Origin of the sequence: Arenimonas terrae (genome assembly GCF_006265115.1) — a bacterium.
In the GTDB taxonomy this organism is placed as follows: Bacteria; Pseudomonadota; Gammaproteobacteria; order Xanthomonadales; family Xanthomonadaceae; genus Arenimonas; species Arenimonas terrae.
On record NZ_SMDR01000001.1, the window covers coordinates 1569899 to 1582793 of the forward strand.

Consider the following 12895-nt stretch of genomic DNA (forward strand, 5'->3'; position numbering starts at 1 on the left):
TCAGGGCGAGGTGAGCTTGAGGCCGACGATGCCGGCCAGGATCAGGGCGATGCAGGCCAGGCGCGGCCAGGCCGCCGACTCGCCGAACAGCACGACGCCCAGGATCGCGGTGCCGACCGCGCCGATGCCGACCCAGACCGCGTAACCGGTGCCGATCGGGATCTCCTTGAGCGCCAGCGCCAGGCACCACATGCTCGCCGCCATCGCCGCGACCGTGATCGTGCTGGCCAGCGGGCGGGTGAAGCCCTCGGTGTACTTGAGCCCGATCGCCCAGACGATCTCGAGCACGCCGGCGATCGCCAGATAGATCCACGCCATCTCCCTTCTCCTTCCTTCGCCAGAAAAAACGGCCCGGAGCCTGCGCTCCGGACCGTCGTCGGTGATGCCTTGCCGGGAACGGTCCCGGCCGCGGGTCGTCCCGCAGTGAGGGATCAGTCGGCCAGGTTGTGGCCGTTGAACAGCTCCACGATCTCGCGCTTGAGCTGGCTCTCGATCCGCAGCCGGTCCTTGAAGCCGAGGTTCTTGGCCTTCTCCTCGAACAGGTAGGTGTCGAGGTCGAATTCCTTCAGGTGCATCTTCGTGTGGAACAGGTTTTCCTGGTACACGTTGACGTCGATCATCTCGTACTTGTTCTTGATCGGCTTGGACAGGAAGTCCTGGATCGAGTTGATCTTGTGGTCGATGTAGTGCTTCTTGCCCTTCACGTCGCGGGTGAAACCGCGCACGCGGTAGTCCATCACCACGATGTCGGACTCGAAGCTCTCGATCAGGTAGTTCAGGGCCTTCAGCGGCGAGATGACGCCGCAGGTCGCGACGTCGATGTCGGCGCGGAAGGTCGCGATGCCGTTGTGCGGGTGCGTTTCCGGATAGGTGTGCACGGTGATGTGCGACTTGTCCAGGTGCGCGACCACGGCGTCGGAGATCAGCTCCTTGCCGGCGGCCTTCTTGTCGATCACCGGTTCTTCGGAGATCAGGATCGTCACCGAGGCACCCTGCGGGTCGTAGTCCTGGCGGGCCACGTTCAGGATGTTGGCGCCGATGATCTCGGCCACGTCGGTCAGTATCTGGGTCAGGCGCTCGGCGTTGTAGGCTTCATCGATGTACTCGATGTAGCGCTGGCGCTGCTCCTCCGACACCGCGTAGCAGACGTCGTAGATGTTGAAGCTCAGGGCCTTGGTCAGGTTGTTGAAACCCTGGAGCCTGAGGCGAGGAAGCGGCTTGACCACGTGGGCGTTCCTGCGTGCGGAGGGGGGTGGAGCGAGGGGGCGCATTATCGGCCAAACCGCCCCCGGGGGAAACCTCCGCCCGGCCGGGGCCCCGCCGCCATTGCCGGGGCCGGCCTCACGGCCTAAGCTGAATGCCTAACCGGGGCCCAGGCACCGCCATGGCGCTGAACAGGAGTTCACCGATGCCGCTGCAGCCGCACAAGGTCGTCAACAGCCCGCTCGCGCCCGACGCGGCCACGCTGGGCCGCTTCCTCGACCATTGCCACCGCCGCCGCTACCCGTCGCGGACAGACGTGTTCCGCCCGGGCACGCCCGCCACCTCGCTCTATTACGTCGTCAGCGGCTCGCTCAGCGTGGTCAGCGAGGAGCCGGACGGCCGCGAACTGATCCTGGGCTACATCAACGCCGGCGAGTTCATCGGCGAGATGGGCCTGTTCTTCGCCGCCGACCAGCGCGCCGTGGTGGTCCGCACCCGCAGCGCCTGCGAGCTGGCCGAGATCAACTACGAACGCCTGCACCAGCTGTTCGCCGGCCCGCTGCAGTCCGAGTGTCCGCGCATCCTGTACGCCATCGGCCTGCAGCTGTCCAAGCGCCTGCTCGACACCAGCCGCAAGGCCAGCCGCCTGGCCTTCCTGGACGTCAGCGGCCGCATCGTCCGGACCCTGAATGATCTGTGCCAGGAGCCGGATGCGCTGTCGCACCCGCAGGGCACCCAGATCCGGGTCTCGCGCCAGGAGCTGGCCCGCATCGTCGGCTGCTCGCGCGAGATGGCCGGCCGCGTGCTCAAGCAGCTGCAGGAGCAGGGCGTGCTGCACGCGCGTGGCAAGACCATCGTGGTGTACGGCACGCGCTGATCCATGGCCTCGAGCGCCGGTAGCGAATCGCTGCTGGTCCGCCCCGCGTCCGCGCAGGACGCGGCCGGTGTCGCCACCCTGCTGGGCGTGCTGGGTTATCCCTGCGACCGCGCCGAAGCCGCCGCCCGGCTGCGTGCCATCGAAGACGAAGCCGACCAGCAGATCCTGGTCGCGGACCGCCACGGCTGCCTGGTCGGCCTGCTGGCCCTGGACCTGATGTATTACCTGCCGCTCGGCGCACGCACCTGCCGCATCACCGCCCTGGTGGTCGCCGACGGCGAGCAGCGCCGCGGCGTCGGCCGCCTGCTGCTGCGCGAGGCGGAAACCCGGGCCCGCCAGGCCGGCGCCGCACGCATCGAGCTGACCTCGGCCACGCACCGGCACGAAGCCCACGAGTTCTACCGGGCCTGCGGCTTCGGCGAGAGCGCGCTGCGTTTCCTCAAGCGCCTGGGCGCCTGAGCCCCGGCGAACCGCCTAGAGCAGCAGTTCGAAGGCGCCGCGCAGCCGGCGGTTGACCCGCGCGACGCTGCGCCGGTCCGGCAGCACCAGCACCGGCCGCGCCGTTTCGCACAGGATGGGCAGGTCGCGGGCGCTGTCGCTGTAGACGGCGGCGAAGGGCGGGCGGATGTCGTGCCGGGCCAGGGCCACCAGCTTGCGCGGGCCGATCGTGTGTTCGACGCCGATGTAGCCGCCGAAGGCCGGCTTCACCGTCGAACCGACCACCGGCACGTCCGGCTGCCCGAGGGCGCGCCACAGGTCGCGGGCCAGGCCCGCTTCGGCGCCGGTGACGATTACCACCCGGTCGCCGGCGGCGAGGTGGGCATGCAGGCGGGCGACCGCGGGCGCGATCAGCAGCTCGTCGCGGCGGGCGGCGCAGTCCTGAAGGAAGTCCTCGCGCGCCTCGGTGATCGCCTCTTGGGTGCGGCCGACCGTGGCCAGCCAGGTGTAGAAGCTTGCGGGCAGCCAGGCGCTGCGCCACCAGGCGAAGCCCGGCGCCAGGAAGGGAAAGCTCAGGCCCGCCGCAAGCCGGCGCAGCGGGTGGCTGCCGAGCTGGCCGCGCAGCCAGGCGGCGGCGCAGTCGCCCCGCACCAGGGTGCCGTCGAAGTCGAACAGTACCGCGGCCGGGCGCGCGCTCATGCGAACAGCCGCGCCAGCTCGGCGCCCGGGTCGGGAGCGCGCATGAAGGTCTCGCCGACCAGGAAGGCGTGCACGCCCTGGCCACGCATCCGCGCCACGTCGGCCGGCGTGGCGATGCCGCTCTCGGTCACCAGGACGCGGTCGCGCGGCACGGCGTCGCGCAGGTCGAGCGTGGTCTGCAGCGACACTTCGAAGGTGCGCAGGCTGCGGTTGTTGATGCCCACGAGCGGCACGCCCACCTGCAGCGCGCGCTCGAGTTCGTCGATGTCGTGCACTTCCACCAGCACATCCATGCCCAGGTCCATGGCGAGGTGCGAAAGTTCGGCCAGCGCCGCGTCCCCCAGAGCTGCAACGATCAGCAGGATGCAGTCGGCGCCGAGCGCGCGCGCCTCGTACACCTGCCAGGCGTCGATGGTGAAATCCTTGCGCAGCACCGGCAGCGTGCAGGCAGCGCGGGCCTGCACCAGGTAATCGTCGGCGCCCTGGAAGAAGTCCACGTCGGTCAGCACCGACAGACAGGCGGCGCCGCCGCGTTCGTAGCTGGCGGCGATCTGCGCGGGATGGAAATCCGGGCGGATCACGCCCTTGCTCGGGCTCGCCTTCTTCACCTCGGCGATCACCGCCGGCAGGCCGGCGGCGATTTTCGCCTGCAGCGCGGCGGCGAAACCGCGGGCCGGGGCCAGGCCCTCGCAGCGCGCCGACAGCTCGCGCAGCGGCAGCCGCGCGGCCCGCTCGGCCACTTCTTCCGCCTTGCGGCGCAGGATCGTCTGCAAAATATCGCTCATGAATATCCGGGGTCAGAGTGCATTTATTCTTCCGGCGGGTCCGAAGGCATGCCGGAGTCGGAGTTAAATGCACTCTGACCCCGGATTGCCGGACCGCCGTAGGCGCGCTCGACTTTCGCCACGCGCAGTTCGAAGTGTTCGTACCACTCGGTGCGGCCGCGTTCGCGCGCCAGCGTGTGTTCGGCGTGACGGCGCCAAGCCAGGATCGCGGCCTCGCTTTCCCAGTAGCTCACGGTGATGCCCAGGCCGCTGGCGTCGCGCACGCTTTCGACGCCGAGGTAGCCGGGCTGCTGCGCCGCCAGCTCGGCCATGCGGTCGGCGGTGGCGCCGTAGCCCTGGTCGCCGTCGCGGCGCTGGCTGGTGAAGACGACCGCGTAGTACGGCGGCGCTGGCGTGCGGGCGAAACCCTCGTTGGACATGATTCCTACTTGCCGGCAAGCCGGCGGGTGGTGGCGACGAACTGGTCGAGCTTGGCGCGGGCCAGGCCGGAGGCGATCGCCCTGCGCGCCTGGTCGATGCCGTCGGCGATCGACACCGCGCGCCCGGCGGCGTACAGCGCGGCGCCGGCGTTGAGCGCGACAATCTCGCGCGGCAGGCCGTCCTTGCCGTCCAGGGCTTCCTTCAACAGGACCATCGACTCGGCCGAATTCTCTACGCGCAGGTTGCGGCTGGCCGCCATCGAGATGCCGAAGTCCTCGGGATGGATCTCGTATTCGACGACATCGTCGCCGCGCAGCTCGCCGACCATGGTGGCGCCGCCCAGCGAGATCTCGTCCATGCCGTCGCGGCCCCAGACCACCAGGGCGCGCTTGGCGCCCAGGCGCTGCAGCACGCGCACCTGGATGCCGACCAGGTCCGGATGGAATACGCCCATCAGGATGTTCGGCGCGCCGGCCGGATTGGTCAGCGGGCCGAGGATGTTGAAGAGGGTGCGTACGCCGAGCTCCTTGCGCACCGGTGCGACGTTTTTCATCGCCGGGTGGTGGATCGGCGCAAACATGAAGCCCATGCCGGTCTCGGCGATGCAGGCCGAAACCTGCTCGGGCTGCAGCTCGATCACCGCGCCCAGGGCCTCCAGCACGTCGGCGCTGCCGGACTTGGACGAGACGCTGCGGTTGCCGTGTTTGGCGACCTTCGCCCCGGCCGCCGCCACCACGAACATGCTGGCGGTGGAGATGTTGAAGGTGTGCGCGCCGTCGCCGCCCGTGCCGACGATGTCGACGAAGTTGTGCGCGTCGGGCACGACCACCTTGGCCGCGAACTCGCGCATCACCCGCGCCGCACCGGCGATCTCGCCGACGGTTTCCTTCTTCACGCGCAGGCCGGACAGGATGGCGGCGGTCAGCACCGGCGACACGTCGCCGCGCATGATCTGCCGCATCAACTCGACCATCTCGTCGTGGAAGATCTCGCGGTTCTCGATGATGCGCTGCAGGGCGTCCTGCGGGGTGATGGGCATGGCGGCCTCAGCGGCTGAGGAAATTGCGCAGCATGTCGTGGCCATGCTGGGTGAGGATGGATTCGGGGTGGAACTGCACGCCCTCGACCGGCAGCGTGCGGTGGCGCAGGCCCATGATCTCGTCGACCGAGCCATCGGGATTTTCCGTCCACGCGGTCACCTCCAGGCAGTCGGGCAGCGACTCCTTGCGCACCACCAGCGAGTGGTAGCGCGTGGCCTCGAAGGGATCGGGCAGGCCGGCGAACACGCCCACGCCGGTGTGCCGGATCGGCGAGGTCTTGCCGTGCATGATCGTGCGCGCCCGCACCACTTCGCCGCCGAAGGCCTGGCCCAGGCTCTGGTGGCCCAGGCAGACGCCCAGGATCGGCACCGTGCCCGACAGCTTCTCCAGCACCTCCAGCGACACGCCGGCTTCGTTGGGCGTGCACGGGCCGGGCGAGATCACGATGCGCTCGGGCTTGAGGGCGGCGATTTCCGCCACCGTCAGCGCGTCGTTGCGCACGACCTTCACGTCCTGCCCCAACTCGCCGAAGTACTGCACGAGGTTGTAGGTGAAGCTGTCGTAGTTGTCGATCATCAACAGCATGGGGACGGCCGGCGCGGAGGGGCCGCTGAGTATAAGGCCGCCCGCCCTACTGCGCGGCCACTTCGACGCGGTTCCGGCCATTTCGCTTGGCGCGGTACAGCGCATCGTCCGCCGCGGCCAACAGCCGCTCGGGCGCCTTCAGGATTTCGCCCTGGCGGGCCCACAGCGCGGCCACGCCGACGCTGACCGTCACCGGCACCGCCGCCCGGCCGACCGAGATCGGCCCGGCGTTCTCGATGCAGGCGCGCAGCCGTTCGCCCAACTGGCTGGCTTCGGACAGTGCGGCTTCCACCGCCAGCACCGCGAACTCCTCGCCGCCGACCCGGGCCAGCAGGTCGCCGCCGCGCACCTGCTCTTCCAGCAGCATCGCCACCCGCCGCAGCACGGTGTCGCCGGCCGGGTGGCCGTACTGGTCGTTGATGGCCTTGAAGTGGTCGATGTCGAGGGTGACCAGGGCGATGGGCTTTCCGGCCTCGGCGCAGCGCGTGACCTCGCGCGCCAGCTGGTCGCCGAAGTGGCGGCGGTTGGCCAGGCCGGTGAGCGCGTCGGTCATGGCCAGCACTTCGAGCTGGGCATTGGCCTCGCGCAGTTCCAGGGTGCGGTCGCGCACCCGCTGCTCGAGCTGCTGGGTCAGCGCCGTCAGTTCGTCCTGGTGCTGGGTCAGGTCCTCGACCAGGCTGCGCAGCGCGGCGGTCAGCTGGCGGGCCTCGCGGTAGCCGCGTTCGCGTGGAAAGCGGGCGTCCGGCTCGCCGGCCTGGATGCGCCGCGCCGCGCCGGCGAGCGCGCGCAGCGGCGCGCCGATCAGGCGCGCCATCACGGTGGCGACCAACAGGAAGCTCAGGGTCAGCGCGGCCGCCGCGAGCCAGATCTGCCGGCGCAGCTCGGCCACCGGCTGGAAGGCCAGGCCCGCGTCCTTGCGCACCAGCACCGCCCAGCCCAGGCTATGGAAGGTCTCGCGACCGATGGTGGGGGCGAAGCCGGTGAGGTACTCGCCGCCGTCCGGCCACGTCTCCAGCACCGCCGCGCTTTCGCCGCGCAGCACCTGCTGCACGCTCGGGATGTCGAGGCGCTGGCCGCGCCAGGATTTCGGCCCCAGCACCACTTCACCCTGCCGGTTGACCACGAAGATCTCGACCGGGTCGGTGAGCATCAGCGGCTGCAGCAGGCCCTGGCGCATGGTCTCGGCCCATTGCCAGGACAGGTGCGCACCCAGCACACCGATCACCACGCCGTGGTCGTCGTGGATCGGCGCCGCGACGTCGATCAGGCGCAGCGGTTCGTCGCCCTGCACCGGCAGCAGTTTGGCCAGCAGCACCGCCTCGTGGATGTCGCCGACGTAGGGTTCCTTGCGGCCGGCCTGGAACCAGGGCCGCTGCGCCACGCTGATGCCCTCGAGCATGCCGCGGCTGGCGATCTGCACGCGGCCTTCGGCGTCGGTGACGCCGATCCAGGCATAGTCGGGGTAATTGAGCTGCATCATCCCGAACAGGTCGCGCAGCAAGGACTGGTTGGCCATCGGCTCGTCGAGGCCCGGCAGCAGCGACAGGGCGCGCATGTCGTTGAGGCGTTCGTACAGCCCCTCGTCCATGCGGTCGGCGAGCGAGCGCGAGGTGCCGGCCAGACGCAGGCCGATGTCCTCGCGCAGCTTCTGGGTGGCCGCGCGCTCGACCAACAGGGACAGGGCGCCGACCAGCACCACGGCCAGCACGCCGTAGCTCAGGCCCAGCCACAGGCGCAGGCCGGCGCTGCGGGGGCGGAGGCGGTCGGCGAGGGCGCGCAGGTCCAAGGGCACGCCCCGAAACTTACAGTCCGCCCGCCGCCTGCGCCACTGCCCGGAACAGGGCACGGCCCTTGTTCATCGTCTCCTCCCACTCCTTCTGCGGGTCGGAGTCGTGCACGATCCCGGCGCCCGCCTGCACGTGCAGGCGGCCATCCTGGATCACCGCGGTGCGGATGGCGATGGCGGTATCGGCATCGCCCCACCAGTTGAGGTAGCCGACCGCACCGGAATAGATGTTGCGCTTGACCGGCTCGAGCTCTCGGATCACTTCCAGCGCGCGGATCTTCGGCGCGCCGCTGACCGTGCCGGCCGGGAATGTGGCGCGCAGCACTTCGGCGAAACCCACGCCCTCGCGCAGGCGCCCCTGCACCTCGCTGACGATGTGCATGACGTGCGAATAGCGTTCGATGATGAAGCGGTCCGGCACGCGCACGCTGCCGGGCTGCGCGACCCGGCCGACGTCGTTGCGGCCCAGGTCGATCAGCATCAGGTGCTCGGCACGTTCCTTCGGGTCGGCCAGCAGCTCGGCTTCCAGCGCCAGGTCCCGCTCGTGCGTGGCGCCGCGCGGGCGGGTGCCGGCGATCGGGCGCACGGTCACTTCGCCGCCCTGCAGCCGTACCAGGATCTCCGGCGAGCTGCCCACCACCTGGGTGCCGCCGAGGTCGAGGAAATACATGTAGGGCGAGGGATTGAGCGCGCGCAGCGCCCGGTACACGTCCACCGGCCGCGCGCGGAACGGCACGCTCATGCGCTGGCTCAGCACCACCTGGAAGATGTCGCCGGCGCGGATGTATTCCTTCGACTTTTCGACCGCGGCCAGGAAGCCTTCCTTCGTGAAGCCGGAAACGAAGTCCTGTTCGCTCAGCAGCGACGGGTCGAGCACGTCGGGATAGCTGCGGCCGGAGTGGCGCAGGCGGTAAACCAGCTCGTCAAGCCGGCGCACGGCCTTGGCATAAGCCTGCGGCTCGGCCGGATCGGCGTGCACGACCAGGTACAGCCGGCCCTTGAGGTTGTCGAACACCGCGACTTCCTCGCTGAGCATCAGCAGGGCATCGGGCGTGCCGAGCTGGTCGGGCTTCTGCGTGCCGTCGGACATCGGGCCGGCCAGGCGCGGCTCGATCCAGCCGATGGTCTCGAAGCCGAAATAGCCCACCAGGCCGCCGGTGAACGCCGGCAGGTCGGGCATCTTCGGCACGGCGAACGATTCGCGGAGGCGGTCGACTTCGGCCAGCGGGTCGTCGAGCTGCCGGGTCTCGGTCAGTTCGCCGTGTTCGCGCACTTCCAAGGCATGGCCGCGGAAGGTGTAGGTGCGTCGCGCGGGCAGGCCGATGATCGAATACCGTCCCCAGGTCTCGCCGCCCTCGACGGATTCGAACAGGTAGGTGTGGGGGCCGTCCGCCAGTTTCAGGTACACCGACAGGGGGGTATCCAGGTCGGACAGGACTTCGCGCACCACGGGGATGCGGTTGTGGCCTTCGGCGGCGAGGCGTTTGAACTCTTCGGCGTCGATCACGGGCTTCGGTCGGTTCCAGGCGGCCTTGGAGTATATCCGCGCCCCTTGCCCTTGCGCTTGGCGCGCAAGCAGGTCACTTGCTCGCTTGCGGTTGTTCCGGTGTGCGCCACCGCAGACAGGAGGGGGTGCCTGCCCGCTCGGGCGTGAGCGGCATCCTGCCCAACTCACTCGCGGCCGTTGCGGGCATCCTGCCCTCCACTTCAGGCACCCCCTCCTGTCTACGGCGTCGCCACGACTCATCTTGGCGAGCCGAGGGGACAAGCGCGTGCCCCCAGAAGGCACGGAAGCTCGCTGCTTGGATAGAAATGGCTTCGGGGCAGACCGGGGCGAGCCGCAGCTCGAAAGCGTAGGCGCCAAATGCTTCGCCAAAGCGAGCTTCACGGATTCGACAAGCCGGCCCGGAGGGTCCGCAGGCCGTCGTGCGTGAGGTCTCTTCCCGGGGCTTCGAAAACAGGGACGTTTTCGATGAGCCTCCATGGATGGATTCACGGCGTCCCCGGGAAGAGCCCTCACGTACGGCGGACCATCGCCAGAACCGGTCCCGGCACCAGACCAACAAGGACCCGAGCAAATGACCTGCTTGCGCAACGCGCAAGACGCAAGCGTGCGCCGGCGAACGGGGAGAAAAGAAATATTCCGCAGGCAGGATGGCGTGGCGCGGAAGCGACCGGCTTGACCAGGGACGACCGCAGGGGGCAGGGACGCCCCCGACCACGCCTCAGGGCATGCCGCGCAGACGCAGGATGAATTCGACGCCGTCGCCGGCGGGGAGATTGCGCGCCTCCGCGTGGCCCCGGTGCAGCTCGGCGACCAGCTTCACCACGTACAGGCCGAAACCCAGGTGCGCCCCGCCCTCGGCCCGCTGCGGCTTGCCGCGCAGGCTGACCAGCGAATCGAACAGCCGCGCCCGCATCGCCTCCGGCACCGTCGGCCCCTGGTTGGCCAGCACCAGCCGCGCCCCTTCGCCGTCGGACTGCAGCGACAGCCGCACCCAGCCGTCGTCCGGACAGAAGCCGCGCGCGTTGTCGACCAGCTTGTCCAATGCCTGCACCACCAGCTCCGGCGCGCCGCGCATCGGCAGCGGCGCCGACGGAAGCTCGACCGTGAATGCGCGCGGCTGCAGCAGGCTGCGATAGCCCTCGGCGCAGCCCTCGATCAGCGCGCGCAGGTCGAAGGCCTCGGCTTCCGACGATTCGATCGCGTGCTCGATGCGCGTCACCTCGCTCATCGTGCGCACCAGCGTACCCATGCGCTCGACGCCGTCGCGGGCGCGCTGCACGTAGGGCCGCGCCTCGGGCGGCAGCGCCGCCGACTCGAGGTTGTCGAGCGAGGTGCGCACGATGGCCAGCGGCGTGTTGAGCTCGTGCGAGAGCTTGCCCGACAGCGAACGCAGGTAGTCGGTGTAGGCCGAGACCTGGTCGAGCAGGCTGGCGAAGCTGCGCGAAAGGTCGCCGACTTCGTCGCTGGCCGCCGTGCGCGGGAAGGGCGTGACCTTGCCCTCGCGGTCGAGCGCGCGTTCGGCGGCGTCACGCAGGCGGCGGATGCGCGCGCTCAGGCGCGAGGCGAACAGGAACATCACGCCACCCGAGGCCAGCAGCGCCACCACGCTGACACCGAGCAGGCCGGAGAAGGCGCGGTCGGTGAGCAGCAGCACTTCGGAGTTGGTGCGTTCGAGCAGCAGGGCCGCGCGCACCTGGCCGTCCACCCGCAGTGGCACCGCGGCCGACAGCAGCAGGCGCGTGCCGTAGGGGTCGCGGCGCCAGGCCACGCCGGGTTCACCGGCGATCGCGGCGGCCAGCTCGGCACGCATCAGCCGGCGCGCGTCGGGTGCGTCGTCGGCGACGGCGCGTACGTCGCGGAACAGCAGGCCGCGATAGAGGCCGCGGCGCCAGGGCAGAAGGTCCTCTTCGGTGTCGTCGGCCTGCAGGCGGCCGGCGCGCGTGATCACCCAGGCCTCGCGGTCGGTCAGCGTGACGCGCATGCCCGGCGGCGCCAGCGCCAGCAGCTCCGGCTCCAGCGCGCCGACATAGCCGTGCACGGGCCGCAGCTGCAGCCGGCCCTCGGCATCGAGACTGCCGGCGGTGCGGCGGCCGCCGTCGGCGTCCAGGTCGCGCGCCTCGATCGCCAGCGCACGCACGACCACGGCCTGAGGCAGCGCCAGTTCGACGGTGTAGCCCTGTTCGTGTTCGCGCCAGAAGCCTTCCACGCGGATCGGCGGCGGCAGTCCGTCCTCGCCGGCGACGTGCAGTTCGCCGCTGGCGCTGTTGGCCAGGCGCAGCACCAGGTCGCCGGACGGACCCGACACCCGCAGCCGCAGGCGGTCGAACTCGAGATCGGCCGGCCAGTGCGCCTCGCCGCGCTGGCGGCTGGTGTCGTCGACCTGGACCAGCAGGTGCAGGCGCTCGTTGGCGCGCGCGGCGCTCAGGCGCAGCCAGGGCCGGCCGCTGCCGAACGTGTAGGGATCGGCCTGCGCGCCCTGCCAGTCGCCGGCCTCGCCATCCAGGCGCGGCGCGAAATCGAGGCGATGCACGAACCAGCCCGGCTGCGCCGGCGGCAGGCGCCCGGGGCGGACCGCGACGCTGCGCGCCAGCGCTTCCGCCGAGGCCAGCAGCGCCTGCTCCTGGCCCTGGCGCAGCAGGAACTCCATCTGCCGCACGAACTGCCAGCCGGCCCAGGGCAGCACCAGGATCGACAGCGCGACCAGCAGCAGTTTTCCGCGCAGGGTCATTCAGGCGCGCCAGCGGTAGCCGGCGCCGTGCACGGTGTCGATCTCGTCGAAGGCGGCGTCGAGGGCCTGGAACTTCCGGCGGATGCGCTTGATGTGCGAGGTGATCGTCGCGTCGTCCACCACTACCTGGGCTTCGCGCATCAGCTGCTCGCGCGATTTCACGTGGCCGGGGTAGCGCACCATCGCATGCACCATCCAGAACTCGGTGACGGTAAGGGCGACGTCCTGCTCGTTCCAGGTGATGCGCATGCGCTCGAGCTCGAGCGTGAGCCCGCGCAGCCGGAACACCGACTCGCGCGCCTGCGGCGCCGCCAGCGAATCCAGGCGCCGGAACAGCGCGTGGATGCGCGCGGTCAGCTGCGGCAGGCTGGTGTCCTTGCTCAGGTAGTCGTCGGCGCCCAGGCGCAGGCCCGAGATCACGTCGAAGTCGGAATCGCGCGCGGTCAGGAACAGGATCGGCAGGGTGGCCGAGCGCGCACGCAGCTCGCGACAGAGGTCGAAGCCGCCCTCGGGCTCGTCGCCCAGGCCGACGTCGATGATGACCAGGTCGGGCAGCTTCAGCGCGAAGCCGGCCCTGGCCTCGGCGCGGCTGGCGAATGGAAGCACGCCGTAGCCGTGGCGGCGCAGCGCCTCGGCGTAGTTGGCGCGGATGGCGGGTTCGTCTTCGACGATGGCGACGGTGCGTGACATGGCGGCCAGCCTAGGCCAGCCGCAGGGGCGCGGGCAATGCGCTGCCCGCAAATCGCCACATTTCATCGCCGCGCTGCCCGCAGCGGGCCCCGGCGCCCGCCCGCAACGGGCGTGGAATGGCCCCGTCACCCAGGAGC

13 protein-coding genes are annotated in these 12895 nt (G+C 70.3%); 2 read left to right on the forward strand and 11 right to left on the reverse strand.

What is annotated here, in order from left to right; translation table 11 throughout:
• Complete coding sequence (gene sugE / locus E1B00_RS07500) at positions 1 to 318, reverse strand: quaternary ammonium compound efflux SMR transporter SugE (protein WP_139447169.1); 318 nt, start codon at positions 316 to 318, stop codon at positions 1 to 3.
• A 113-nt stretch (positions 319 to 431) separates the two neighbouring features.
• Complete coding sequence (gene speD / locus E1B00_RS07505) at positions 432 to 1226, reverse strand: adenosylmethionine decarboxylase (protein ID WP_139447171.1); 795 nt, start codon at positions 1224 to 1226, stop codon at positions 432 to 434.
• Positions 1227 to 1408: 182 nt separating this feature from the next.
• On the opposite strand from speD, the gene crp reads away from it, so the two are divergent.
• Both crp and E1B00_RS07515 read left to right on the forward strand, forming a co-directional pair.
• Positions 1409 to 2080, forward strand: a complete 672-nt coding sequence (gene crp / locus E1B00_RS07510) for a cAMP-activated global transcriptional regulator CRP (protein ID WP_139447173.1) — start codon at positions 1409 to 1411, stop codon at positions 2078 to 2080.
• 3 nt (positions 2081 to 2083) lie between these two features.
• Positions 2084 to 2539, forward strand: coding sequence for a GNAT family N-acetyltransferase (locus tag E1B00_RS07515; RefSeq protein ID WP_139447175.1), 456 nt, complete (start codon positions 2084 to 2086; stop codon positions 2537 to 2539).
• Positions 2540 to 2554: 15 nt separating this feature from the next.
• On the opposite strand, the gene E1B00_RS07520 is transcribed toward E1B00_RS07515, so the two are convergent.
• The 9 genes from E1B00_RS07520 to pdsR form a co-directional block, all read right to left on the reverse strand.
• Complete coding sequence (locus tag E1B00_RS07520) at positions 2555 to 3217, reverse strand: haloacid dehalogenase-like hydrolase (RefSeq protein WP_139447177.1); 663 nt, start codon at positions 3215 to 3217, stop codon at positions 2555 to 2557.
• Positions 3214 to 4002 (reverse strand): indole-3-glycerol phosphate synthase TrpC, encoded by a 789-nt coding sequence (gene trpC, locus E1B00_RS07525; protein ID WP_139447179.1) that lies wholly within the window; start codon positions 4000 to 4002, stop codon positions 3214 to 3216. Before trpC ends, E1B00_RS07520 begins: the two co-directional genes overlap by 4 nt.
• 23 nt (positions 4003 to 4025) lie before the next feature.
• Positions 4026 to 4421: an antibiotic biosynthesis monooxygenase family protein gene (locus E1B00_RS07530; protein ID WP_139447181.1), complete on the reverse strand. Its 396-nt coding sequence runs from the start codon at positions 4419 to 4421 to the stop codon at positions 4026 to 4028.
• A gap of 5 nt (positions 4422 to 4426) precedes the next feature.
• Positions 4427 to 5461 carry an anthranilate phosphoribosyltransferase gene (gene trpD, locus E1B00_RS07535; RefSeq protein WP_139447183.1) on the reverse strand — a complete coding sequence of 345 codons (1035 nt, stop codon included), beginning with the start codon at positions 5459 to 5461 and terminating at the stop codon, positions 4427 to 4429.
• Positions 5462 to 5468: 7 nt separating this feature from the next.
• Complete coding sequence (locus tag E1B00_RS07540; protein ID WP_139447185.1) at positions 5469 to 6047, reverse strand: anthranilate synthase component II; 579 nt, start codon at positions 6045 to 6047, stop codon at positions 5469 to 5471.
• Between the two features lie 46 nt (positions 6048 to 6093).
• On the reverse strand, positions 6094 to 7833 hold the full coding sequence (locus E1B00_RS07545) for a sensor domain-containing diguanylate cyclase (protein WP_176693152.1): 1740 nt from the start codon (positions 7831 to 7833) through the stop codon (positions 6094 to 6096).
• Between the two features lie 16 nt (positions 7834 to 7849).
• Positions 7850 to 9340 carry an anthranilate synthase component I gene (trpE, locus tag E1B00_RS07550; protein WP_139447189.1) on the reverse strand — a complete coding sequence of 497 codons (1491 nt, stop codon included), beginning with the start codon at positions 9338 to 9340 and terminating at the stop codon, positions 7850 to 7852.
• A gap of 718 nt (positions 9341 to 10058) precedes the next feature.
• A complete protein-coding gene (locus E1B00_RS07555) occupies positions 10059 to 12068 on the reverse strand; it encodes an ATP-binding protein (protein ID WP_139447191.1) in 2010 nt (669 codons plus the stop codon).
• Entirely contained in the window at positions 12069 to 12758 is a 690-nt protein-coding gene (gene pdsR, locus E1B00_RS07560; RefSeq protein ID WP_139447193.1) for a proteobacterial dedicated sortase system response regulator, read from the reverse strand.
• Positions 12759 to 12895: the final 137 nt, after the last annotated feature.

Excerpts from the sequence above, each read along its gene's own strand:
- E1B00_RS07540 (WP_139447185.1), bottom strand. The coding sequence starts at position 6,047 with ATGCTGTTGATGATCGACAACTACGACAGCTTCACCTACAACCTCGTG.
- trpC (WP_139447179.1), bottom strand. The coding sequence starts at position 4,002 with ATGAGCGATATTTTGCAGACGATCCTGCGCCGCAAGGCGGAAGAAGTG.
- E1B00_RS07515 (WP_139447175.1), top strand. The coding sequence starts at position 2,084 with ATGGCCTCGAGCGCCGGTAGCGAATCGCTGCTGGTCCGCCCCGCGTCC.
- E1B00_RS07555 (WP_139447191.1), bottom strand. The coding sequence starts at position 12,068 with ATGACCCTGCGCGGAAAACTGCTGCTGGTCGCGCTGTCGATCCTGGTG.
- E1B00_RS07520 (WP_139447177.1), bottom strand. The coding sequence starts at position 3,217 with ATGAGCGCGCGCCCGGCCGCGGTACTGTTCGACTTCGACGGCACCCTG.
- trpD (WP_139447183.1), bottom strand. The coding sequence starts at position 5,461 with ATGCCCATCACCCCGCAGGACGCCCTGCAGCGCATCATCGAGAACCGC.
- E1B00_RS07530 (WP_139447181.1), bottom strand. The coding sequence starts at position 4,421 with ATGTCCAACGAGGGTTTCGCCCGCACGCCAGCGCCGCCGTACTACGCG.
- sugE (WP_139447169.1), bottom strand. The coding sequence starts at position 318 with ATGGCGTGGATCTATCTGGCGATCGCCGGCGTGCTCGAGATCGTCTGG.
- crp (WP_139447173.1), top strand. The coding sequence starts at position 1,409 with ATGCCGCTGCAGCCGCACAAGGTCGTCAACAGCCCGCTCGCGCCCGAC.
- pdsR (WP_139447193.1), bottom strand. The coding sequence starts at position 12,758 with ATGTCACGCACCGTCGCCATCGTCGAAGACGAACCCGCCATCCGCGCC.